This is a genomic window from Pseudosulfitobacter koreensis (assembly GCF_024733015.1).
GTDB classification, from domain to species: domain Bacteria; phylum Pseudomonadota; class Alphaproteobacteria; order Rhodobacterales; family Rhodobacteraceae; genus Pseudosulfitobacter; species Pseudosulfitobacter koreensis.
The window spans coordinates 103,144-125,219 of record NZ_JANKJG010000005.1; the positions used below are offsets into that span (position 1 = coordinate 103,144).

Sequence of the window (22,076 nt, forward strand, 5' to 3'; positions counted from 1 at the left end):
GCCCATTCATGTCCCATACCCGCACCGAAACCGACAGCTTCGGCCCTCTCGAAGTCCCTTCGGACAAGTACTGGGGCGCGCAGACGCAACGCTCGATCATCAACTTCCCCATCGGTTGGGAAAAGCAGCCCATAGCCATCGTGCGCGCATTGGGTGTGATCAAGAAGGCCTGCGCTGCGGTCAATCTGGAATTCGGTGATCTGGATGCAGACCTGGCCCCCGCCATCAAAGAAGCTGCCCAAGAGGTGATCGACGGCAAGTTCGACGACAACTTTCCGCTGGTCGTCTGGCAGACAGGATCGGGCACGCAGTCGAACATGAACGCCAACGAAGTGATTTCGAACCGCGCGATCGAGATCATGGGCGGCGAGATGGGATCGAAAACCCCCGTCCACCCCAACGATCACTGCAACATGGGTCAGTCGTCGAACGACACATTCCCCACCGCGATGCACGTGGCCATCGGCATGGTTGCCCGCGACACGCTGCTGCCCGGTCTGCGCAAGCTGCACGGCGCTCTGGAGGCCAAATCGAACGAGTTCAAGGACATCATCAAGATCGGCCGCACCCACACCCAGGACGCGACGCCGCTGACGCTGGGCCAGGAATTTGGCGGTTATGCCCATCAGGTCGCCAAGGGCATCGCACGGGTCGAGGCCTGCCTGCCCGACATCTACGAGCTGGCGCAGGGCGGCACCGCCGTGGGCACAGGCCTGAACACCCGCAAGGGCTTTGCCGAGAAGGTCGCAGCCGAGATTGCCGAGATCACCGACCTGCCCTTCGTGACCGCGCCCAACAAGTTCGAGGCGCTGGCCGCCCATGACGCGATGGTCATGTTCTCGGGCGCGCTGAAAACCGTGGCGGCGTCGCTGTTCAAGATCGCCAACGACATGCGCCTCTTGGGCTCTGGTCCGCGCTCGGGTCTGGGCGAGTTGATCCTGCCCGAAAACGAGCCGGGATCATCGATCATGCCGGGCAAGGTGAACCCCACCCAGGCCGAGGCGCTGACGATGGTCTGCGCGCACGTGATGGGCAACGACGCCGCCGTGGGCTTTGCCGGATCGCAGGGCCATTTCGAGCTGAACGTCTACAACCCGATGATGAGCTACAACGTGATCCAATCAATGCAACTGCTGGGCGACGCGGCGGGCAGCTTTACCGACAACATGGTCGTCGGTACGCAGGCGAACATCGCGCGGATCGACAAGCTGATGAAGGAATCGCTGATGCTGGTCACGGCACTGGCCCCCACCATCGGCTATGACAACGCCACCAAGGTCGCCAAGACCGCGCACAAGAACGGCACGACCCTGAAGGAAGAGGCGATTGCGCTCGGCTTTGTCGACGCCGAGGAATTCGACCGCGTCGTGCGCCCTGAAAACATGATCGGGCCGAAGTAAGCCCATGGTCACGCCGGTGAACCTGAACAAGGCCCGCAAGGCCAAGGCCCGCGCCGAGAAATCGGCGCAGGCCGACGCGAATGCGGTGAAATTCGGGCGCACCAAGGCTGAAAAAGAAAGCGTGCGCAAAGAAGCCGACAGGGCAATGCGCGCGCTCGACAATCACAAGCGCGACAGATGAGCGGGAGGCCGGTCAAACGGTCGCTGACGCTGCACGGGCACCGCACGTCGGTCTCGCTGGAGGATGCGTTCTGGCGCGCGTTTCGGGATATCGCCGCCGCGCGCGGTCTGCCGATCAATGCGCTGGCAGCCGAGATCGACGATGCGCGCGACCCCGATGTGGGGCTGGCCTCGTCGATCCGGTTGTTTGTGTTTCGCGAATTAACGGGCCGTTAACCGTGATCTGATGATCTGGCGCAATGTCAGAGTTTTCACCCCACGGGCCGTTCAGCCCCGAGCGCTATATGCTTGAGATTTTCAGCGCCAAGGCCGCCCGTCAGGGTGCGGTCGTGCGTCGGAAAATTCGGGACATCGAACGCTATGTGGGACGCGATGCGTTTTTGCGCGAAGTGCAGCGTCGCGGGTATGGCGTGATCGAAAACGCGGGCCAGTTCATTATCTTTTGCAATCAGGAACCGATCCGCGTTCTGCTGTGACTGTTTTTCATTCTGAAAAACCCTGTCGGGAAATGCCGCGGCATTTCCCATTTCTCAGATCGACGCGCGGTAGATCTTGTCGATGTTCGCCCCCAGTGCGGCGTTGAATTCGGCGTCGGTCATCGCCCGCTGCAACCCTTCTGTCAGCGCACGGCTGAAGCTTGCGATCATCTTGCTGTTCTTGGCCAACTTTTCGCAGGCCTCGTCGGTGCTGTAGCCCCCCGACAGCGCCACGACACGAACGACGCGCGCATGATCCGCCAGATCGTCATAGAGACCTGCGACGTTCGGAATGGTCAGTTTCAGCATCACATCGTCGCCATCCGCCAGCGTGTCCAGATGTTTCTGGATCGCCGCTTTCAGCAACTCTTCGGCCTCTGCCTTGGTGTCCGAATGGATGTTCACCTCGGGCTCGATGATCGGCACCAGACCGGCGGCGATGACCTGACGCGCCACCTCGAACTGCTGGGCGACGACCTTTTCAATCCCTTCGGCATCGGCGGTGTTGATGACCGAGCGTTCCTTGGTGCCATAGATCCCGGCCTTGGCTGCCGTTTGCAATGTGGCATCCAGATCGGGCATCGGCTTCATCAGCTGCACGCCGTGTGCTTCGTCCTCCAGACCCTTGTCGATCTTCAGGAACGGCACGACATTGCAGTTTTCCCAAAGATAATCGGGCACTTTCTTGCCGTCTATGCTCTCGTGCATCGTGCGCTCGAACAGGATCGCGCCAATCACCTTCTTGCCGCTGAAGTCGTCCGCCAGAATGATCCGCTCACGCATCTTCTGGATTTCACCGAACATCTCATCTTCGGTGTCATAGTCGTTGGAGTCCACGCCATAGAGCCCCAGCGCCTTGGGCGTCGAGCCGCCCGATTGGTCCAATGCGGCGATAAATCCCGCGCCGCTGTGCATCTGCGCGTGTTGGTCTGAGGTCTTGGACATGGAAATCTCCGAGGTTCATTTGATTCTTTGAACGGTGTTACCGCATCTTGGCGCGGCATAAAAATTGATAGCGCAAACAAGGTGTCAGCGGCGTGACACCATCAGCGGAATGCCCCGATCCGAGCGCACGGTCAGGTGTGCGACGGGTACGGGCGGCGGCGCGTCGGTCAGGGTGACGCGAAAATCGCGCAGGATACGCGACAGGATCAGCGGCCCCTCGACCATCGCGAAACCGGCCCCCGTACAGACACGCGCGCCTGCGGAAAAGGGCATGTAGGCGCTGCGCGCGCAGGCCTTGCCATTCTCTGTGTGCCAGCGGTCTGGATCAAAATCATCGGGCCGGTCCCACAGCCGTTCGTGCCGGTGCAGGTGCCAGGGGCTCAGGACCAGTTGGCTGCCTTTCTTGATGTCACGGTCGCGAAAATGCTCTGGGCACGCGGCCTCGCGCACCATCATCGGCACGGGCGGATAGAGACGCAAGGTTTCGCGGAATACATCGCGCGACAGGCGCAGTTTCGACATGACCGCAAAATCGGGGCCGTCCAGAACCTGCGCCTCTGCCGCCAGCCTGTCCTGCCAGTCAGGGTAGAGCGCCATCAGATAAAGCGCCCAGGCCAGTGCCGACGCGCTGGTCTCATGCCCTGCCAGGAAAAAGATCGCCACCTGGTCGACCATCTCTTCGGTGTCGAAGGTTTCGCCGGTTTGTGGGTCGGCGGTGGTCATGATCTTGGTTGCGAGGTCGTCGGGCGCCGTGCCAGCGTCAATCGCCGCCATACGGTCGCGGGTCAGCCGGGTGATCAGATCGCGGATGCGCGCGGCACTGGCGCGGGTGGATTTGCGGTGCAGGCGCGGCATCCAACGCGGCAGCGGAATGAACGCGGCCAGGTTCAGGATCGGCTGGCCGCGCTGATAGCGGCGGAATTCGTCAAAGACTTCGGTCGCGACCTCATGCTCGATGGGGATCGAAAACAGCGTGCGAAAGATCACGTCGGCGGCGGCATGGCTGGTTTCGGCTTCGATCTCGACGACTTCGCCTGCGCGCTTGTCCAGCCGCTTGGCCGCCGCATCCGCTGCCTGCCACATCGCGGTAAAGGTGTCGCGCAACCGTCCGCCCTCGAACGCCGGGTCGATGATGCGACGCTGGCGTTTCCACGTCTCGCCATTGGTCAGAAACAACGAATTGCCCAAAAGCGGGCGCAACCCTTCGCCGATGCGATCCGATTTGGGGAAATCGTCAGGGCGCTCCTTCAGCACCAGATCGACCAGATCGGGTTGGTTCAGAAGGTAAGACCGAAAGAACGGCGTGCGGAACTCGGCCATCCACGCACGGTAAAGCCGCGCGGGCTGTGCCGACAGAAGATCACGACGGAACAGCCGCACATAGCGCCAGAGCGACACCTTGTCGGGACGGCTGGGGGGCTTGGGTGGCAGCGTCATGCGGCCACGGAGGTGTATTTCGACACCGCCACCACGATGCGCGATTTCGACGGTTGGCGCGTGGCGTAGCGGTCGGACAGCAGCTGAGGGCCAGCGGTGATCTGGAAATAGTCATAGTCGCCCGGGCGGTCGAATGCACAGAGGTATTGAAAATGCAGCCGGAAAAACCGCCAGCGCAGTTCCTTCCAGCGCGCGGGGCTTAGGGTCTGGGTAAAGGCCGCCGAGAGCACCAGCGGCCAGCGCTGCCCCTCGGGGGCCACGCCAGAGACCGCCACCGGATCGCAGAGTGCAAAGGCGCAGCCGTCGCCGGGGGCCGTCACGTCGACCCAGGCCAGCGCATCCGTGGTGCTGAGAAACCGCAGATCGGCGCGCAGACGGTGGGCGTCGGGCAGGAACGACACCATCGGCACCACTTGCCCCAGCGACAGAAACGCAAGCTTGGGACCATGCGCAGGCACCCTGCCCGCGCGGATCAGATCCGACAGGATCGACACCGCCAAGTGTGCGCCTGACGAATGGCCGACGACCAGCACCTCGTCCACGTCCGAGCCAAGCGCGATTGCGATACTGTCAGCAAAGACCGCCATCCGCGCCTCGAGCGCGGGCGGGTTGGCCCCGCGCGAGGCTGCGGAAAACGCGTAGTCGTGCATCAGGTAATAGGCGAAAAACTTGCCATCCTGCATTTTGAACCAGCGCAACAGCCAGACCGCAGCGACCAGTGCCAAAGCACTCCAGAGGACCAGAGTCGCCGCAAAAAGCGGCCCCCGAACATCCGTTCCAACCACCCATTCCGTTGCTGCAACACCCGTGCGAAACACGCCCCAAGCCACCAGCACAGCCAGCAGCAGTTGCACCAGCAACATGCCGACCGGATAAAGTGCCGCAATGATCGGCCCCTTGCGCAGCTTCATCAGCCGCCACAATGCGCCGGTCGAGATATAGACCCAGGCGGTGCGGATCAGCTGCAGGTAAGTCGCGGGGATCGAGGTCGCCATGCTGTCGCGCACGATGTCGGACCAGACCAGAACCTCGACATCCGCATCGACATCGACGCCGTCAATGACCGCATCCACATGCCAGCCGTAGTTGCCGTTGAACTTGCGCGGTTTCAGGCCAATCTCATAGCCGCTGATCACCGCCTGCGCGCCACCTTCCTTGCGGTACAGCTCGCGGTAGCGGCGCGGATGGATCGGGTCATAGCCGGGAATATAGAACACCCGGCGTCTGCGCACTGTCTGTTGTGGGTCCTGCATCGGCCTGCGTCCTGCTTTGCGCAGCAGTCTAGACAGGTTTTCGGTGCAAAGTAAGCCGTCAGATCAGCCTAAAGTGCTGAGAACAGGAAAGGTTTCCAACAGCCAGAAGCTGAACCAGGTGAACGCTCCGGTGACGAGCGCCAGTCCGACGATGACCAGCAATGCACCCATGACACGCTCGATCAGCTTCATGTGGCGTTTGATCCGGTTCATCAGGCCCATCGCGCGGGTGATGAACATCGCCGCCAGCAGGAACGGAATGCCCAGACCCGCCGCATAGACGCCCAGCAGGACCGTGCCGCGCGTCACCGATGCCTCGGACGCGGCCAGCGACAGGATCGCGCCCAGTTGCGGGCCAATGCAGGGCGTCCAGCCGAAGGCGAAGGCCAGCCCCAGAACGTAGGCCCCGAAGGACGAGCCGCCCCGGTCGCCGACATCCAGCCGCGCCTCCTGATCCAGGAACGGGATGCGGAACAGCCCCAGGAAATGCAGACCGAACACGATCACCACAACGCCCGAAATCTTGGAAAACACGGCCTGATTTTGCAGGAAGAACGCGCCGAAGGCTGACGCGGTAAAGCCCAGCAGCAGGAACACCGTGCTTAGCCCCATCACGAAGAAGAGTGCGGCCACCACCGCGCGTCTGCGCCCGGACGCCACGCTGTCCATGTCGTTCAGCGTCACGCCGCTCATATACGCAAGGTACGGCGGCACGATCGGCAGCACGCAGGGGCTGAGGAAACTGAAGACGCCAGCCACCAGCGCGATCAGCATGGCGGGTAACAGGGCGGCGTCGATGATTTCCATTCCGTACATGACCTTGGTCTTAGGCCATCGTTGCTGCGCCGTCACGGGGCCTTTTGGTCACATCCTTGTGGACAGGTTGAAACAAGCCGCTTAGATCAACGGCATGACCGATGATCCTCATAAGCTGGACGCCACCGGGCTTTTGTGCCCCCTGCCCGTTCTCAAGGCGCGCAAGCGATTGCAGCCTCTGGCCGTGGGCGACACGCTGACGGTGCAGGCAGACGACCCCGCCGCCGTGATCGACATGCCGCATTTCTGCGCCGAGGCGGGACACGATCTGGTGTCCGCGGACGTAGAGGGCGCGGTGCAGGTCTATGTCATCCGCAAGGGGCGCTGAGCCCGTCAGTGATGGCACAGGACATGAAAAAAGGGGCCCCGTAAGAGCCCCCTTTCCCGTTAGTCTTTCAGACGTCAGTCCGAAATGTGAGGACTTAGTCCCACCAGCCTTCATCGACGCCTTCCATGGCTTCCAGCTCTTCCTCGGTCTTGCGTGTCACCAGAACATAGCTCTGGTCATCCACGGCGCTGAGGCGCACGTCTTCCATGGGGATCATCACGTGCTTGTCACCGATGTCGAGAAAACCGCCGACTTCCGCGACCACGCCGACCAGTTGGCCGGACCGGTTGAGAATGATGTCTTCAATCTCACCGATATCGTTCCAGTCGGAGCCGACTTCGTTCATGCTCCAGCTGTCCCAGCTTGCGTCATCCATGGGCGTGCTCATCGTGTAGATGTCACCGCCGGTGATGTCGCGCGACCGGATCAGATCGGCTGTGTCCATGTGGGTTTCTGCCAGTGCGGGACCGGCTGCCATTGTCACTGCAAGTGCGATTGAACCAAAACGTGTCATAGAGTTTCCTTTCTCTTCGTTGCTGATAAAGAAACGGAGAGACGCCCCAAACTGTTCCACAATATTGTGAGAAACCGTTTCGAAATCCGGCCTTACCGTGGCGTAACCCCGGCGCCCAGCCGCACCGCCTGAACGGCGTCGGGACAGGCCTGGTGCATCAGGTACTGGGTTTCGCGCGCGGTCAGCCCCATGTGGCTGGTGACCTGCGACAGGTGCCGCAGATCGGGAAAAATCTCGTCCAGCTCCGCCATCGCGTCGTGTCCCAGCGCGTGTGCGGCGACGTGCCCTGCAAACAGGCTTTCGCTGGCGATCCCTTCCGAGAACACCAGATCATGCGTGTCCAGCATCAGGTGCAGATAATCGGCGCGCCGCATCGGCACGCGCAGAACCGAAACGCCGTTCACCAGCGCCTTGGCAGGCACCAGAACCTCGCCCTGGCCAAAGTTCAACTCGGCAAAGCTTGAGCGCAGCAGGATGCGGTGGTTGGGCGAGACGTAAAGATCGCGCGCATTGTCGAGCGCGCCCGCCCTGATGCAGATCGGAGCCAGCCGGCCTAGCCCACAAACCACGTTCCTGCCGGTCCAGCGGATCGTCTGCGTGCCGTTTTCCAGCGTCAGAACCCGCATGCCCGCCTTCAACGTCTCGATCGCGCGCGCGCCATCGGGGGTTTCGATCAACGTGCCCGCCAAAAAGCAGACCGGATCGGATGGAATTGCCAGCGTCTGCCCGGTGCCGTTATAGGTCGAGACGCCCTGGATGTAATGCAAGCTGGTGCCGGGCGGTGGAAACGGCCCGTCAAAGGTGACGCCCACGACCGAAGTGCTGTACCCCTCGGTGATCGACACGCCGACCATGCGGTATTCGTTGCCGGCATCGTCAAAAAGCGTGACTTCGTATTCATTCTCGACGTTGACCTGCCCCTTGCCACTCCAGCGCACGGTCTCGTCGGTTGGCTTGTAGGTCTTGCCGTCGATCTTGACCTGTTCGGTCAGTCGCTGATCTTGCAAACGTTCATTCGCAAACGGATCGTCGCTCAGCACGCCATCCGCATCCTCGAAGGTCAAGGCCGTGCGGTCGCCCGAAAAGGTCAGCGTCAGGTCGTGCGGGTTTTCCCACGAAAACGCATCGCCGTTCTTGGCGTCGTCGATGATCTTGCTGTTCACGCGTTGGTTGACGTAATCACGCATGACCGTGACGTCGTTTTTCGAGACAATATAAATTGTGCGCTCAGCCATCTCGGGCGACCTGCAATTCTCTGACGTTTTTAACCTTGCCGCAGGTCACGAAGGGTCTGGATGCCCTTGTTTTTTGTGTGTGAAACGCGGCGTGCTGCTCTCAAGGTTAAGCTACTCAGGATTGCTTTTGTCGGCAACCGCTAAACCCAGAAACCGCGCAGGATTTGCATGACTGTGGCCAGACGGCACGCGGTCAGCGGTGCTGGGTCGCGGGCCAAAGATCTGTTGTTCCCCTGCCCAGACGCAAAAAGGGCGCAGCCGGATGGCCACGCCCTTTTCTGTCAGGTGTTCGTAGGCTTAGCCCAGAGACCACCAACCCTTGCGCTTGGGTTTGGCGGGTTTGTCCTCGTTCGCGGCCTTTTCCTCAACCGGTGCAGGGGCCGGCGCTTCGGTCTTGACCTCTGCCACTTCTGCGGGTGCCTCCGGCGCTTCGGCAGGCTGTTCAGACGGCGTATCGGACACGGGCGCATCCGACACGGGTGCTTCAGAGACAGGCGCTTCGGCGGCAGAGGTTTCTGCCGGGGCGTCCGTTGGCGTAGCAACCTCGGGCGCTTCCGCTGCTGCTGCTTCCGCTTCGGCGGCGGCTTTCGCCTCGGCCTTGGCTTTGGCAGAGGTCCGCGTGCGCTTGGGCTTGGGCTTTGGCGCGGGCGCTTCGGCCTGGGTGGTCGCATCCGCCTCTGTCGCACCTTCAGCTACAGCGGCGGGTGCCGCCTTGGCCGGTTTGGCACGTGTCGAACGGGTGCGCGTCACCTTGGGCTTGGCGGGTGCATCGGCATCGCCATCCTCGGCAGCCGGTGTATCCGCGTCCTCGGCGGCAGGTTCCGCTTTCTTGGCAGGGCTGCGCGACCGGCGCTTGGCCGGAGCCTTCTTGGGTGCGGCTGCGCCCTCGGGCTTGGCTTCAGCGGCGTCTGAACCGCTTTCGGCCTTGGATGCGTCACCGGACAGGTCCTGATCGGCAGGGTCAGCCGCATTGGCGTTGGCGTCGCTGTTGTTCTCGCCGTTCTCGCCGTTCTGATCCTCGCCCGTCGAGGATTTGCTCCGCCGACGCCGACGCCGACGGCGCCGTTTCGGTTTGGCCTCTCCGTCATCGCCCTCTTCCGCAGCGGGATGCGCGGGTGCGGACTGTTCCGGTTGCTGATGCTGCGAGGCTTTGGCCTCTTGCGCGGCTTCGGCTGCGATATCAGCGGCTTCGGCGGCATCAGCGGCGCGCGCATCGGCCTCGTCGATCTGGTCCATGATCGAAGTGTCAACCGAAACCACCTGTGTCGCAGCAGTGATCGCGCGCGTGGCGGTCTTGAACTTTTCGATGTTGAAATCGGGGCTGACGAGCGAAGGGTCCCCTTCGATCCGCACCGACAGGCCATAGCGCACTTCGATCTGTGCGATGTGCTCGCGTTTCTGGTTCATCAGGAAGTTCGAGATGCCGACCGGGCATTTCACCAGCACTTCGCGCGACCGTCCGCGGGTGCCCTCTTCCTCGATCTGGCGCAGGATCGACAGCGCAAGGTTGTCGTCCGACCGGATCAGACCGGTGCCGTGGCACGCCTGACAGGGCTGTGTCGTCGCCTCGATCATACCGGGGCGCAGACGCTGACGCGACATTTCCATCAGGCCAAAGCCTGAAATGCGGCCCACCTGAATGCGTGCGCGGTCGGTCTTCAGCTTGTCCTTCATCATCTTTTCGACGGCCGCGTTGTTCTTGCGCTCGTCCATGTCGATAAAGTCGATGACTATCAGGCCCGCAAGGTCACGCAGACGCAACTGGCGTGCCACTTCGGCGGCAGCCTCAAGGTTGGTCTTGGTCGCGGTCTGCTCGATCGAGCCTTCCTTGGTGGCACGGCCAGAGTTCACGTCGATGGCCACCAGCGCTTCGGTCACGCCGATCACGATGTAGCCGCCCGAGGGCAGTTGAACAGTGGGGTTGAACATGCCCGCGAGATAGCTTTCGACCTGATAGCGGGCGAACAGCGGCAGGCTGTCTTCGTAGCGCTTCACGTTCTTGGCGTGGGACGGCATGATCATCTTCATGAAGTCCTTGGCGATGCGGTAGCCGCGCTCGCCCTCGACGAAAACCTCGTCGATATCGCGGTTGTAAAGATCGCGGATCGACCGTTTGATCAGGTCGCCCTCTTCATAGATCTTTGCTGGCGCGATGGATTTCAGCGTCAGCTCGCGGATCTGTTCCCACATCCGTTGCAGATACTCGTAGTCGCGCTTGATCTCGGCCTTCGTGCGTTTGGCACCGGCGGTGCGCACGATCAGGCCGGCACCACGGGGCACTTCGATCTCGTTGGCGATTTCTTTCAGCTTCTTGCGGTCTATGGCATTGGTGATCTTGCGGCTGATGCCACCGCCACGGGCCGTGTTGGGCATCAAAACGCAATAGCGGCCGGCCAGCGAAAGGTATGTGGTCAGCGCAGCACCCTTGTTGCCGCGCTCTTCCTTTACAACCTGCACCAGAAGGATCTGGCGCACCTTGATGACTTCCTGGATCTTGTAGCGTTTCGGGCGCGGTTTGCGCGCCGGGCGGATATCATCGCTGTCGTCTTCGTCCGCGACGGATTCGATGCTGTCATCCTTGTCGGCGGCATCGGCTGCGGTGTCTTCATCCGCATCGTCATTGTGATCGTGGTCGTGATCGTCGTCCGACGCAGGGGTTTCCACCGGCGTATCGCGCACGGTTTCCATCGGCGAAGAGCCTTCGTCGACAATGTCGTCTTCGTCCGACAGATCGATGGTTTCCATGCCGCCCACCTCGTCCGAGGATGTCACGGCATCGTCACTGTTGGTGTCTTCGGCTTGCGATCTGGACCGGCTGCGCGAACGCGACCGCGAAACCCGCTTGGGCTTCTCGTCCTCGTCGTCCTTGGCGCGCTGCGCCTCTGCGAACGCGCGCTCTTCCTCCATCAGCGCCTCTCGGTCGGCGACGGGGATCTGGTAGTAATCGGGGTGAATTTCCGAGAACGCCAGAAAGCCGTGGCGATTGCCGCCGTAATCCACGAACGCCGCCTGAAGCGACGGTTCGACCCGCGTTACCTTGGCGAGATAGATGTTACCGGCAAGCTGGCGTTTGTTTTCAGATTCAAAATCGAATTCCTCAACCTTGTTTCCGTCGACCACCACAACGCGCGTTTCCTCGGCGTGGGTGGCATCGATAAGCATTTTCTTAGGCATATTGTCCGTTTGCACGTGCGCAGCGCCACATCACCCGGGGGTGCGGCGGCTCTGGAGACGTGTCTATTTAAGGCGAATAGCGACGCGCGGCAGCACCGGCCCCTGGGGCCTGCTGCAATACTGCTCTTGGCAAGTGCGCGCGTCATCGCGGTTCTTCTCCGACACGCAAAAGCGTTTCGCCCTGCGCATCCATTCAAAAGCTGCGCATATGAACACTCATACCGCCGGCATCTCACAGCCGTTTCCGGCCCAATCGGTCTGTTCCGGGTCGGGGAGGTCTCTCCGCCAAACGCCGTTACAGCGAAACTCTCATCAGGCTCGACGTGTGGATAACGTCAAAAGCCTGCCCCTTAGTTAATGCTTTTCACTGGGCTATTACAATCGCTAACTGCCGCAGGTGCACTGCAATCGCGGTTTCAGGGGCGGAATGCAAAGGTGCAGCGGCCTGCGGGGCCACTGCACCATATGGTTGAAACGGGGTCATGCCCGAAATTGCGGCACAGCACGCCCGCACAAAGCTTAGTTCTGCAGGTAGTCTGACCGCTGCAGTGCGTATTTGGCCATCTTCTCGTTCAGGGTCCGGCGCGGCAGGCACAATTCGTCCATCACCGACGCGATCGACCCCTTGTGGCGGCGCATGGTGTTGTCGATCAGCATCCGCTCGAACGCCTCGACGTATTCTTTCAGCGGCTTGCCTTCGGTGGTCATCACTGGCTGCATTTCCTCGTGATCGGACATCAGCAGCGACGCGATGGTGCCCGTGCCGCGACGCGACTGCAGCACCGCGCGTTCCGCGATGTTGATCAGCTGGCGCACGTTTCCCGGCCAGGGCGCTTGCAGCAGCTGTGCCGCCTCCTGCGCGCTGACGTTCGGCGCTTCGCAGCCGTATTCATCTGCGAACTGTTCGCTCAGCCGGGTGAACAGCGTCAGGATATCCTCGCCGCGCTGGCGCAACGGTGGCACGGTGATGCGCAACGCCGCTAAGCGATAGAACAGATCGGGGCGCAGCGCGTCCTCGCAGGTGCGACCGGCCTCTTGCATGTTGCAGATGCCCACGATGCGGGTCTCGGCCGGGGTGCCCTGATCGTTGATGGCGCTTAGCAGACGTGCCTGCTGCGGCTCGCTCAGCGCTTCGATGTCTTCCAGAACCAGCGTGCCGCCGCGCGCCTCTTCGATGGCGGGCAGTTGCGCGTCCTCGGGCTGCATCGGGCCGAACAGGCGTTTGGCCAGCGCTTCCTCTTCCAACGCGGAGCAGCTGACCAACACAAACTTCTTGCCAGCGCGGCTGCCGACCGCGTGCAATGCGTGGGCCACCAGCGTCTTGCCGGTGCCGGTCTCGCCGTCGATCAGCACGTGGCCATCGGCCTGCCCCAGATCGAGGATGTCCTCGCGCAGACGATCCATCACCGGGCTCTGCCCGATCAGCTTTTTCATCAGCTGGCTGCCGTCCGACAGCTCGCGGCGCAAGGCGCGGTTGTCCATCACCAGACGGCGCGCGCCGGTGGCTTTCTTGGCAAGCTCGCTCATCCGGTCTGGGTTGAACGGCTTCTCAAGGAAATCGAACGCGCCCACGCGCATCGCCTCGACCGCCATCGGCACATCGCCGTGGCCGGTGATCATGATGACGGGAAGCGCGCTGTCGTTGCCCATCAGCTTCTTGAGAAACTGCATCCCGTCCATGCCCGGCATCTTGATGTCCGAGATGACGATACCGGGATAATCCGGCCCCAGAACCTTCAGCGCATCCTCGGCGCAGGCAAAGGTTTCGGTGTCATAACCCGACAGCGCCAGCCACTGGCTGATGGACTGCCGCATATCTTGTTCGTCGTCGACAATCGCTATCTTCATGGCTTGGGTCATTCTTTACTCCGCCGCTTGGCTGTTATTGCTTTCGTCATCAACGCGCGAAAGGACAGGAAGTTGCATTTCGAACACGGCACCGCCCCCCTGGCCGTTGCGTGCCGTCAGTCTTCCGCCCAGGTCGTTGACGATCCCCGAGGAAATGGCAAGGCCGAGCCCTACCCCGTCTCCGGGCTGTTTGGTCGTGTAGAAAGGTTCGAACAAGGCGTCCAGATCCTCGATGCCGGGGCCGTTGTCGCGTACCGTCAATGTCGCAGTCTGACCCGCGGACAGGATAATATCCACCTGCGGGTTCCGTTCCGATCTGGTGGCGTCGATGGCATTGCGCAAGAGGTTGACCATAACTTGTTCGATCCGCATCCGGTCGCCCATCACGAAAACCGGCTCATCAGGCAGGATGCGGGTGATCTGAACTTGCCGCTGGCGCAGCTGCGGCTCCATCATCGAGAGGCTTGATGCCAGTGCTGCGCCCATATCCACAGGCGAAAGCGCGTCGGCGCCCTTGCGCGCATAGGATTTCAACTGCCGGGTGATCGCGCCCATTCGTTCGATCAGATCGTCAATGCGGCCAAAGGACGACAGCGCTTCGTCCTTGCGGTTGCGGGTCAGCAGCAGACGCGCGCCGGCCAGATAGGTCTTCATCGCGGCTAGCGGCTGGTTCAGCTCGTGGCTGACGGCAGCCGACATTTCGCCCAAGGCGGCCAGCTTGCTGGATTGTTCCAGCGTCTGTTCGGCCACTGCAAGGGTTTCCTGAACACGCTCGCGTTCGGCGATTTCCCGCTGCAAGCGTGCGTTCAATGCGCGAAGCTCTGCCGACTCGCGTTGGAACAAGGCCATGCGAAACGCCGTGCGCCGCGACAGGAAATAGAACGCCACGGCCAGCAGAATCGCAAATCCCATGATCTCCAGCGCCAGAACACCATTCACGCGCTCGCGCACCGAGGCATAGGTGGTGAACGACGCCATGCGCCAGCCGCGGAACGGAATACGGGTTTCCAGACGCATTACGCCCTCGCCCTGGATGTAGGCATCCGGCGGCAGCGCGGTCCAGTCGGCGGTGGCCTGAATGGCGCGCTCGATGGCGCTTTGCGGGGTCTGGCGGGCCAGGGCTTCTGCCTCGGTCCGGCCCCGCCAGCGCGGTTCGGTCGCAAGGATGATCGCGCCGGTGCTGTCGGTGACCAGAACCGCGTCGGAAATCCCGGCCCAGGCCCGTTCAAACTTTTGCAGATCAACCTCGACCGCGATCACGCCCAGCACGTCACCGCCCGATTGGACGCGCCGCGAATAGGTAAAGGAATACCCGCCGCTTTCGCGCGGAATCACCGCAAAGATCGTGCCCGCCGCGCGCATTGCATCAACGAAATACTGCGCGTTGCGGTGCGACGATCCCAACCGGTTACGGTCAGTCGCGGCCACGGTGCGCCCGTCGCTGTCCAGCAGCATCAGGGAGGCAGCCCCAATTTCCTCGACAAAGGAAATCAACCGTTGCGTCGACTGCGAATAATCCTGTGAATTCAACGCGCCGATCAGCGACGGGTCGCGCGCCAGCAGTTGCGGCACGATGGCGTTCTGGCGCAGTTCCGACAGAAGGTTGCCGGAATAGAGCGCCAGCCGCAGCTCGGCCCGGTTGCGCGTGGTCTGGGTAAACCGGTCGGTCAGCAGGTTGTTGGTGAACCATACGGTGCACAGCGCCAGCACGAACAACAGCCCCAAGGCAACGCGGACGCGCCAGCTGATCGCCTTGTTGTTGCTGAAAACGCCCTGACCCTGCATAGCGCGCACCTTAAGCGCATCGGCGCCCCGCGCTCAAGTCACGCCGGTGTCAGCGCGCCCATCAACGCGCGGAAAAGCGCCGCCCCGTCGGTGCCGCCATGCCCCGCATCTGCCGCCCGTTCGGGGTGGGGCATCATGCCCAGCACACGCCGGTTTTCCGACAGGATGCCCGCGATGTCCTTGGCCGCCCCGTTGGGGTTCTCGGTATAGGTAAAGGCAATCCGGTCCTGATCGTGCAGGGCTGCGATGGTGGCGTCATCGGCGTAGTAATTGCCATCATGGTGGGCAATCGGAATTCTGATCTCGTCGCCCGCGTTATACCCTTGTGTAAACGCGCTGTCGGAGGTCACGACCTTCAGGCCGATAGTCTTGCAGATGTATTTCAGCCCCGCATTGCGCAGCAGCGCGCCGGGCAGGATGCCGGTCTCGGCCAGCACCTGAAAGCCGTTGCAGATCCCGATGGCATAGCCGCCGCGATCCGTATGTGCCTTGAGCGAATTGCAGATCGGCGAGTTGGCAGCGATAGCGCCGCAGCGCAGGTAGTCGCCGAACGAAAACCCGCCCGGCACACCGACGATGTCGATGTCGCGGGGCAATTCGGTGTCCTTGTGCCAGACCATTTGCACATCCGCGCCCGCCGCCTCGAAGGCGACAGCCAGATCGCGGTCGCAGTTCGATCCGGGGAAAACGATGACAGCAGCTTTCATGGAGGTATTCCTTGTCGCGGGCGCAGAAGCGCCTTAGCCGATTTCGACCGAATAGGATTCGATCACCGTGTTCGCCAGCAGCTTTTCGCACATGGCCGTCACGTCTGCCTCGGTGGCACCCTCGGCCAGGTCCAGCTCGATTACCTTGCCCTGACGCACGCCGTTCACGCCCGCAAAGCCAAGCGCGCCCAATGCGTGGCGCACGGCCTCGCCCTGCGGGTCCAGAACCCCGTTTTTCAACATCACATGTACCCGAGCTTTCATCGCGCCGTGGTCCTTTTCGCTATCGTGTCGTTCGCTGTCTTCGTGGTCGGTCACCGCCGCCGATCTCAGTTGATCAGCGTCGGCTTGGTGATGGGCGATGCGTTCTTGGGCAGAACGCCCAGACGCCGCGCCACTTCTGTATATGCATCGGCCAGGTTGCCCAGATCGCGGCGGAACACGTCCTTGTCCAGCTTCTGACCGGTTTCCATGTCCCACAGACGGCACGAGTCCGGGCTGATCTCATCGGCGACAATCAGACGCTGGAAATCGCCGTCGTAGACGCGCCCGACCTCGATCTTGAAGTCGACCAGCTTGATGCCGACGGCAAACATCACGCCGGACAGGTAATCATTGACCCGCAGCGCGAGGCTGAGGATATCGTCCATGTCCTGCTGGCTGGCCCAGCCGAAGGCCGCGATATATTCCTCGGTGACAAGCGGATCACCCAGGGCGTCGTCCTTGTAGCAATATTCGACGATGGGACGCGGCAGCTGCGTGCCCTCTTCGATGCCCAGACGGGTGCTCATCGAGCCCGCCGCATAGTTGCGCACGATGATTTCCAGCGGAATGATCTCGCAGGAGCGGCACAGCTGTTCGCGCATGTTGATCCGCTTGATGAAATGCGTCGGCACGCCGATCTGCGCGAGGCCGGTCATGAAATATTCGCTCAGACGGTTGTTCAACACGCCCTTGCCTTCGATCACGTCCTTTTTCTGCGCGTTGAACGCGGTGGCGTCGTCCTTGAAATACTGCACGATCGTGCCCGGCTCGGGGCCTTCATACAGGATCTTGGCTTTGCCTTCGTAAATCTTTTTGCGCCGCGCCATTCACGTTCCCCTTGGTGCTGACGGGGCCGAGTCCCTGTCAGGTTAGCGTTCTCTTAGTGCAAGGGGCGCAGTGCCGCAAGGAACAGAGGCAATCCGGGGCGCATCAGGGGACTTGTATGCCCATCCGACACACCGCATATTCCCTATCAAGACGATCAACCTGGCGCTAAATTCCAAAGGAAACACCATGAGCTCATTCGACGACCGCGAAAACGCCTTTGAATCCAGATACGCGCATGACGCGGAAATGCAGTTCAAGGCCGAAGCTCGCCGGAACAAACTTCTGGGCCTCTGGGCGGCGGACCTGATGGGCAAGACCGGCGACGACGCCAAGGCCTACGCCGTTGAAGTGGTTAAATCCGACTTTGAAGAAGCAGGCGACGAGGACGTCTATCGCAAGGTTTCGGGCGATCTTGGCGACAAGGCAGACGAGGTCACGATCCGCACCAAGATGATCCAGCTGATGGCCGAGGCCAAGGCGCAGCTTCTGGTCGAGGTCAAGAAAGACAGCTGATCCGCAAATCCGGTTTGTTTCAAACCTGTTGGATTAATCCGGCGCGCATCCCGCTTTGCGCGCCGTTTTCTTGTCTGCTGTTAACGCGCTTCTCAGTCCCTGCACTTTAGGCCTTCGGTCGGGTGTAGTCGGGGGAGCAGGCGTCATGGCGCAATTATTGAATACGAACGCGCTTTTGCGGTGCGCGCTGCGGGCACCGGTGCCGACGCTTGTGCTGGTCATCTGCCTTTGGGCGCTGGCAGCGCGGCTTGAACCTGGAACAAGCAGTGCGGTCTGGGCCTATGTGGTGCAGGTGACGCCGCTGGTCTGGCTGCAGGCGCTGGGTCTGAGCATTGCCAGCCTCTGGGCTGTCGGGCGTTATGACGGCGTGGGGCACCGCCATCTGCAAACCGGCGTGCGTGACCGGCCCGCGCGCCTCGCGGGCACCGTGTCAATTGCGCTTGCGCAGACCCTTGGCATGGGCGTGTTGACCGGTGCATTGGCCCGCTGGCGCCTTCTGCCGGATTTGACACTTGCCCAGGCGTTTCGGCTCAGTGCCTTCGTTTCGGTCTCGTTTCTGGGTGGTTGGGCGGTGGTGACGGCGATGGCCTGCCTTCTGCTGCCGTCTCCGGGCTGGACCCTGTGGCCTGCAATCGCGGTTCTGACATTGGCTGCGGTTGCGTCGGTGCTGCAATTCCTGTTTCCGGTTCTGCGGCTTTGGGGCAAAACCGTGCATCTGCCCACCCTGCCCGCCTCTGCCGCGATCATGCTCTGGACGCTGATCGACACGCTTTGTGCTGCGGGCGCGCTTTACGTGGTGCTGCCCGCCGATGCCGGCGTTACCGTCGCGCAATTCCTGCCGCTGTTCCTGCTGGCGCTCGGCTCTGCGCTGATCTCGAACACGCCGGGCGGTGTTGGCCCTTTCGAGCTTATGATGCTGGGGCTGTTGCCGCATCTGCCTGCATCCGACGTGCTGGGAAGTATCGTGGCCTTTCGCATCGTCTACTACGCCCTACCCGCGCTGCTGGCCGCAGCCGCGATGATGCGCCCCTTGCGGAACACGCAAGCGAATTTGCCCGCGCCCGCCGCCTTCGATCCGCGCACCGCCTATCGCGCCGAAGTGGGCGTGATGCGTCAGAACGGGGCGCAGGCATTCGTCTGCGGGGCATCGACACTTGTCGCATGGAAGACCGGACAGACCCTGACGGGCCTTTGCGATCCTCAGGCAGGCTGCACACCGCACACACTGAGCGCGTTGCAACACCTCGCCCGAAGCCAAAGCCGCATTCCGCTGTGGTACAAATGCAGCGCGCGCACGGCGGCACAGGCACGCAAGGCGGGTTGGGCTGTGATGCACATCGCCGATGATGCCGTCATATCCACGGCAGACTTCGACACCGACCGCCCGCTCTATCGCCGGTTGCGCCGCAAGCTGCGCACAGCACAAAAGGCGGGTGTTGTGGTTACCCAGACCTCGCTCCTGCCGATTGCGGAAATGACCCGTATCGACGCTGAATGGCAAAGCAGCCACGGGCGCGCCCGCGGCGGCACCATGGGGCAGTTCGAAGTGCGCTATGTCACCGACCAGCGTTGCATGCTTGCGCACCTGAACGGTCGGCTTGTGGCCTTCGCCACCTTTCATGCAGGCGCACATGAATGGTGTCTGGATCTGGTGCGCCACGGCGATGATCTGCCGGATGGCTCGATGTTCGCGCTGGTCGATGCGGCGATCAGTACCGCCAGAGCCGAGGGCGTGGGCAGGGTCAACCTGGCCGCGATCCCCGCCTGCGCCGATCCCGGCAACAGGTTCTGGCGCTGGTTGGGCGCGCAAATGGTCACCTTTGGCGGCGGCGCGGGGTTGAGACAGTTCAAATCGGGTTTCGCCCCGCAGTGGCAGCCGCGCTATGCCGCCGCTCCGAACTGGACTGCGCTGACGCTGGCGCTGGCCGACATCGCCCGCGCCGTGCACCATCCCGCGCCTCTGACTTCGTACCCATCTGCGCGTCCGCTTCATGAGCAAGATGAAAATTATGAGCTAGCCTCGCGCCGTGCTTCGTGAGAGATACAACGATCACGCCCGCGCGAGGAAGGCCCTGCGACATGACCAATATGCTCAGCAAACTGCTGGAAACACACGACACCCTTCTGGCCGATGGGGCCACGGGCACCAACCTGTTCAACATGGGGCTGATGTCCGGTGACGCACCCGAGATGTGGAACGAGGAGCACCCCGACCGCATCACCAAGCTCTATCGCGGCGCGGTCGATGCAGGCTCGGATATTTTCCTGACCAACTCCTTCGGAGCAAATGCCTCGCGCCTGAAATTGCACGGGGCCGCCAAACGCGCGCACGCGCTGTCGCGCATCTCGGCCGAGATTGCCCGCGAAGTGGCTGACACCGCAGGCCGCCCCGTCGTGGTCGCAGGCTCGGTCGGCCCCACGGGCGAGATCATGCAGCCCGTGGGCACGCTGAGCCACGCCGCCGCCGTCGAGATGTTTCACGAAACCGCCGACGGGCTGAAGGCAGGTGGTGCCGATGTCGGTTGGCTGGAAACCATCTCGGCCCCCGAGGAATACCGCGCCGCCGCAGAAGGGTTCGCGCTGGCGGGGCTCGACTGGTGCGGCACCATGAGCTTTGACACCGCCGGGCGCACCATGATGGGCCTGACCAGCGAAGGCATGGTCGAACTGGTGCAGGAGCTGGAAAACGCACCGATGGCATTCGGTGCCAACTGCGGCACCGGATCGTCCGACCTGTTGCGCACGATCCTGGGCTTTGTCGCTGCAGGGCCGAACCGTCCGATCATCGCCAAGGGCAATGCGGGCATCCCGAAATACCACGACGGCCACATCCACTATGACGGCACGCCGGAACTCATGGCCGATTATGCCGTGATGGCGCGCAACTGCGGCGCGCGTATCATCGGCGGTTGTTGCGGCACCATGCCCGAGCACCTGACCGCCATGCGCGAGGCACTGGACACGCGCCCCAAGGGCGACGCGCCCCTGCTGGAAGAGATCGTCGCCAAACTGGGCGCGTTCTCGTCCGAGAACGACGGCACCGGCGACCAGTCCGACGCGCCGCAACGGCGCAGCCGGAACCGCCGCAACCGAACGTAATTATAGCGTCCCGCCTTTACCCTGAAACACGATGATCGCTTTTCGCGTTGGAGGTGCCGCCGACAGGCAGCAAACAAGCGATTCAAGTTTAAGGTGGGGCGCTCTAGAACAACGACATCTGCGCGCCCGGCAACACCGGGGGCCGGAACAGATCGCAGCGCATCGGTGTTCCGGCAGTCTGCAAGCCCAGCCGTTTCACCGCCACATTGAACCGCTGCGCGACCATCTCTGCATAAGGCCCGGTGCCCCGCATCCGCCGCCCCCAGGCCGCGTCATATTCCGCGCCGCCATGCATTTCGCGCAACCGCGCCATGATCCGCGCTGCCCGGTCCGGGTAATTTTGCGCCAGCCACTCCTGCACCAGCGGCGAGACCTCACGCGGCAGGCGCAGCATGATCCAGCTGGCACTGCGCGCGCCCGCATCCTTGCCTGCCGCCAATATGGCCTCAAGCTCGGGATCGGTCAGCGCCGGGATCATCGGCGACGCCATCACCCGCACCGGAATGCCCGCCTGCGCCAGACGCCGGATCATCGCAATCCGTCGCTTGGGCGCTGGCACCCGCGGCTCCATCAGACGTGACAGACGCGCGTCCAGCGTGGTCACCGAAATACCGACCCGCACCAACCCGCGCCGTGCCATATCTGACAGGATGTCGATATCACGCTCGATCAGCGTGCCCTTTGTGACGATGGCGACAGGGTGATCCGCATCCGACAGCACCTGCAGACAGGCCCGCGTGATGCCGTGTTCCCGCTCGATCGGTTGATAGGGATCGGTGTTGGTCCCCATCGCAATCGGCGCCACCTTGTACCGCCGCGCTACCAACTCGCGCTGCAACACCTGCGGCGCATCGGGGCGTGCGATCAGCCGTGTCTCGAAATCCAGCCCTGGTGACATCCCCAGATAAGCGTGGCTGGGCCGCGCGAAACAATAGACGCAGCCGTGTTCGCAGCCGCGATAGACGTTGATCGACCGATCGAACGGCAGATCGGGCGATTTGTTGTAGGTGATGATGCTGCGCGGCACTTCGATACTGACCTCGGTGCGCAGCGGGGGCAGCGGCTCACCTGCATCCCAACCGTCGTCTTCCTCGGTCCGGTCCAACCGTTCGAACCGGCTGACCTGATTGCTGGACGATCCACGCCCGAGGGCGCGCATGGCATAGGTTTGACGTGACATGGCAAGACTATAGAACATAAGGCGAACATTCTGCCAGCGCAAAAGCCTCCGCGCGCCCACGCCCCTGATCTCCAAGTCGTTTTCGCGCACCCAA

General features: G+C 62.3%; 21 protein-coding genes. 8 read left to right on the forward strand and 13 right to left on the reverse strand.

From position 1 onward, the window contains the following. Nucleotides 1-8: 8 nt before the first annotated feature. From fumC to NTA49_RS08825, 4 genes are read left to right on the forward strand one after another with little or no spacing between them, the layout of a single operon-like run. Complete coding sequence (fumC, locus tag NTA49_RS08810; protein WP_258294345.1) at nucleotides 9-1,400, forward strand: class II fumarate hydratase; 1,392 nt, start codon at nucleotides 9-11, stop codon at nucleotides 1,398-1,400. Between the two features lie 4 nt (nucleotides 1,401-1,404). Continuing rightward, the gene (locus NTA49_RS08815; protein WP_258294346.1) at nucleotides 1,405-1,581 is read left to right on the forward strand and encodes a DUF4169 family protein; all 177 of its coding nucleotides are present in this window, start codon (nucleotides 1,405-1,407) and stop codon (nucleotides 1,579-1,581) included. Beyond that, a complete protein-coding gene (locus NTA49_RS08820; protein WP_258294347.1) occupies nucleotides 1,578-1,796 on the forward strand; it encodes a ribbon-helix-helix domain-containing protein in 219 nt (72 codons plus the stop codon). Before NTA49_RS08815 ends, NTA49_RS08820 begins: the two co-directional genes overlap by 4 nt. A gap of 23 nt (nucleotides 1,797-1,819) precedes the next feature. Further along, on the forward strand, nucleotides 1,820-2,056 hold the full coding sequence (locus tag NTA49_RS08825; RefSeq protein WP_258294348.1) for a hypothetical protein: 237 nt from the start codon (nucleotides 1,820-1,822) through the stop codon (nucleotides 2,054-2,056). A gap of 54 nt (nucleotides 2,057-2,110) precedes the next feature. Here the strand turns inward: NTA49_RS08825 and NTA49_RS08830 are convergent, their stop codons facing one another. The 4 genes from NTA49_RS08830 to NTA49_RS08845 form a co-directional block, all read right to left on the reverse strand. Continuing rightward, nucleotides 2,111-3,001, reverse strand: coding sequence for a fructose bisphosphate aldolase (locus NTA49_RS08830; RefSeq protein ID WP_258294349.1), 891 nt, complete (start codon nucleotides 2,999-3,001; stop codon nucleotides 2,111-2,113). 84 nt (nucleotides 3,002-3,085) lie between these two features. Further along, nucleotides 3,086-4,438, reverse strand: coding sequence for a cytochrome P450 (locus tag NTA49_RS08835; RefSeq protein WP_258294350.1), 1,353 nt, complete (start codon nucleotides 4,436-4,438; stop codon nucleotides 3,086-3,088). After that, a complete protein-coding gene (locus NTA49_RS08840; protein WP_258294351.1) occupies nucleotides 4,435-5,691 on the reverse strand; it encodes a hypothetical protein in 1,257 nt (418 codons plus the stop codon). The genes NTA49_RS08835 and NTA49_RS08840 overlap by 4 nt, the downstream gene beginning before the upstream one ends. Nucleotides 5,692-5,754: 63 nt before the next feature. Beyond that, on the reverse strand, nucleotides 5,755-6,507 hold the full coding sequence (locus NTA49_RS08845) for a cytochrome c biogenesis CcdA family protein (RefSeq protein WP_261368222.1): 753 nt from the start codon (nucleotides 6,505-6,507) through the stop codon (nucleotides 5,755-5,757). 94 nt (nucleotides 6,508-6,601) lie between these two features. On the opposite strand from NTA49_RS08845, the gene NTA49_RS08850 reads away from it, so the two are divergent. After that, a complete protein-coding gene (locus tag NTA49_RS08850; RefSeq protein ID WP_258294354.1) occupies nucleotides 6,602-6,835 on the forward strand; it encodes a sulfurtransferase TusA family protein in 234 nt (77 codons plus the stop codon). Between the two features lie 94 nt (nucleotides 6,836-6,929). Here NTA49_RS08850 and NTA49_RS08855 read toward each other — a convergent pair whose 3' ends face one another. The 8 genes from NTA49_RS08855 to purC all read right to left on the reverse strand — a co-directional run bounded on the left by NTA49_RS08855 (nucleotide 6,930) and on the right by purC (nucleotide 17,189). Continuing rightward, nucleotides 6,930-7,349: a PRC-barrel domain-containing protein gene (locus NTA49_RS08855; RefSeq protein WP_258294355.1), complete on the reverse strand. Its 420-nt coding sequence runs from the start codon at nucleotides 7,347-7,349 to the stop codon at nucleotides 6,930-6,932. A gap of 92 nt (nucleotides 7,350-7,441) precedes the next feature. Beyond that, nucleotides 7,442-8,584, reverse strand: a complete 1,143-nt coding sequence (locus NTA49_RS08860) for a Hint domain-containing protein (protein ID WP_258294356.1) — start codon at nucleotides 8,582-8,584, stop codon at nucleotides 7,442-7,444. Between the two features lie 297 nt (nucleotides 8,585-8,881). After that, complete coding sequence (locus NTA49_RS08865; protein WP_261368223.1) at nucleotides 8,882-11,758, reverse strand: ribonuclease E/G; 2,877 nt, start codon at nucleotides 11,756-11,758, stop codon at nucleotides 8,882-8,884. Between the two features lie 519 nt (nucleotides 11,759-12,277). Then, nucleotides 12,278-13,618, reverse strand: a complete 1,341-nt coding sequence (locus tag NTA49_RS08870) for a sigma-54-dependent transcriptional regulator (RefSeq protein WP_261368224.1) — start codon at nucleotides 13,616-13,618, stop codon at nucleotides 12,278-12,280. 3 nt (nucleotides 13,619-13,621) lie between these two features. Then, nucleotides 13,622-15,391, reverse strand: coding sequence for a sensor histidine kinase (locus tag NTA49_RS08875; protein ID WP_258294359.1), 1,770 nt, complete (start codon nucleotides 15,389-15,391; stop codon nucleotides 13,622-13,624). A 38-nt stretch (nucleotides 15,392-15,429) separates the two neighbouring features. Further along, nucleotides 15,430-16,098 (reverse strand): phosphoribosylformylglycinamidine synthase subunit PurQ, encoded by a 669-nt coding sequence (gene purQ / locus NTA49_RS08880; protein WP_258294360.1) that lies wholly within the window; start codon nucleotides 16,096-16,098, stop codon nucleotides 15,430-15,432. A 33-nt stretch (nucleotides 16,099-16,131) separates the two neighbouring features. After that, nucleotides 16,132-16,362 (reverse strand): phosphoribosylformylglycinamidine synthase subunit PurS, encoded by a 231-nt coding sequence (purS, locus tag NTA49_RS08885; protein ID WP_258294361.1) that lies wholly within the window; start codon nucleotides 16,360-16,362, stop codon nucleotides 16,132-16,134. 65 nt (nucleotides 16,363-16,427) lie between these two features. Then, nucleotides 16,428-17,189 (reverse strand): phosphoribosylaminoimidazolesuccinocarboxamide synthase, encoded by a 762-nt coding sequence (purC, locus tag NTA49_RS08890; RefSeq protein WP_258294362.1) that lies wholly within the window; start codon nucleotides 17,187-17,189, stop codon nucleotides 16,428-16,430. A 187-nt stretch (nucleotides 17,190-17,376) separates the two neighbouring features. Between purC and NTA49_RS08895 the strand changes: the two genes are divergently transcribed. The 3 genes from NTA49_RS08895 (at nucleotide 17,377) to bmt (ending at nucleotide 20,802) form a co-directional block, all read left to right on the forward strand. After that, the gene (locus NTA49_RS08895) at nucleotides 17,377-17,703 is read left to right on the forward strand and encodes a DUF1476 domain-containing protein (protein WP_258294363.1); all 327 of its coding nucleotides are present in this window, start codon (nucleotides 17,377-17,379) and stop codon (nucleotides 17,701-17,703) included. Between the two features lie 145 nt (nucleotides 17,704-17,848). Next, nucleotides 17,849-19,741, forward strand: a complete 1,893-nt coding sequence (locus NTA49_RS08900) for a phosphatidylglycerol lysyltransferase domain-containing protein (RefSeq protein WP_258294364.1) — start codon at nucleotides 17,849-17,851, stop codon at nucleotides 19,739-19,741. 41 nt (nucleotides 19,742-19,782) lie between these two features. Next, nucleotides 19,783-20,802: a betaine--homocysteine S-methyltransferase gene (bmt, locus tag NTA49_RS08905; protein WP_258294366.1), complete on the forward strand. Its 1,020-nt coding sequence runs from the start codon at nucleotides 19,783-19,785 to the stop codon at nucleotides 20,800-20,802. A 103-nt stretch (nucleotides 20,803-20,905) separates the two neighbouring features. Here the strand turns inward: bmt and NTA49_RS08910 are convergent, their stop codons facing one another. Then, nucleotides 20,906-21,982, reverse strand: coding sequence for a PA0069 family radical SAM protein (locus NTA49_RS08910; protein WP_258294367.1), 1,077 nt, complete (start codon nucleotides 21,980-21,982; stop codon nucleotides 20,906-20,908). Between the last annotated feature and the right edge of the window lie 94 nt (nucleotides 21,983-22,076).

Coding starts and splice junctions, on each gene's coding strand:
- fumC (WP_258294345.1), top strand. CDS start 9: ATGTCCCATACCCGCACCGAAACCGACAGCTTCGGCCCTCTCGAAGTC.
- NTA49_RS08815 (WP_258294346.1), top strand. CDS start 1,405: ATGGTCACGCCGGTGAACCTGAACAAGGCCCGCAAGGCCAAGGCCCGC.
- NTA49_RS08820 (WP_258294347.1), top strand. CDS start 1,578: ATGAGCGGGAGGCCGGTCAAACGGTCGCTGACGCTGCACGGGCACCGC.
- NTA49_RS08825 (WP_258294348.1), top strand. CDS start 1,820: ATGTCAGAGTTTTCACCCCACGGGCCGTTCAGCCCCGAGCGCTATATG.
- NTA49_RS08830 (WP_258294349.1), bottom strand. CDS start 3,001: ATGTCCAAGACCTCAGACCAACACGCGCAGATGCACAGCGGCGCGGGA.
- NTA49_RS08835 (WP_258294350.1), bottom strand. CDS start 4,438: ATGACGCTGCCACCCAAGCCCCCCAGCCGTCCCGACAAGGTGTCGCTC.
- NTA49_RS08840 (WP_258294351.1), bottom strand. CDS start 5,691: ATGCAGGACCCACAACAGACAGTGCGCAGACGCCGGGTGTTCTATATT.
- NTA49_RS08845 (WP_261368222.1), bottom strand. CDS start 6,507: ATGTACGGAATGGAAATCATCGACGCCGCCCTGTTACCCGCCATGCTG.
- NTA49_RS08850 (WP_258294354.1), top strand. CDS start 6,602: ATGACCGATGATCCTCATAAGCTGGACGCCACCGGGCTTTTGTGCCCC.
- NTA49_RS08855 (WP_258294355.1), bottom strand. CDS start 7,349: ATGACACGTTTTGGTTCAATCGCACTTGCAGTGACAATGGCAGCCGGT.
- NTA49_RS08860 (WP_258294356.1), bottom strand. CDS start 8,584: ATGGCTGAGCGCACAATTTATATTGTCTCGAAAAACGACGTCACGGTC.
- NTA49_RS08865 (WP_261368223.1), bottom strand. CDS start 11,758: ATGCCTAAGAAAATGCTTATCGATGCCACCCACGCCGAGGAAACGCGC.
- NTA49_RS08870 (WP_261368224.1), bottom strand. CDS start 13,618: ATGACCCAAGCCATGAAGATAGCGATTGTCGACGACGAACAAGATATG.
- NTA49_RS08875 (WP_258294359.1), bottom strand. CDS start 15,391: ATGCAGGGTCAGGGCGTTTTCAGCAACAACAAGGCGATCAGCTGGCGC.
- purQ (WP_258294360.1), bottom strand. CDS start 16,098: ATGAAAGCTGCTGTCATCGTTTTCCCCGGATCGAACTGCGACCGCGAT.
- purS (WP_258294361.1), bottom strand. CDS start 16,362: ATGAAAGCTCGGGTACATGTGATGTTGAAAAACGGGGTTCTGGACCCG.
- purC (WP_258294362.1), bottom strand. CDS start 17,189: ATGGCGCGGCGCAAAAAGATTTACGAAGGCAAAGCCAAGATCCTGTAT.
- NTA49_RS08895 (WP_258294363.1), top strand. CDS start 17,377: ATGAGCTCATTCGACGACCGCGAAAACGCCTTTGAATCCAGATACGCG.
- NTA49_RS08900 (WP_258294364.1), top strand. CDS start 17,849: ATGGCGCAATTATTGAATACGAACGCGCTTTTGCGGTGCGCGCTGCGG.
- bmt (WP_258294366.1), top strand. CDS start 19,783: ATGACCAATATGCTCAGCAAACTGCTGGAAACACACGACACCCTTCTG.
- NTA49_RS08910 (WP_258294367.1), bottom strand. CDS start 21,982: ATGTCACGTCAAACCTATGCCATGCGCGCCCTCGGGCGTGGATCGTCC.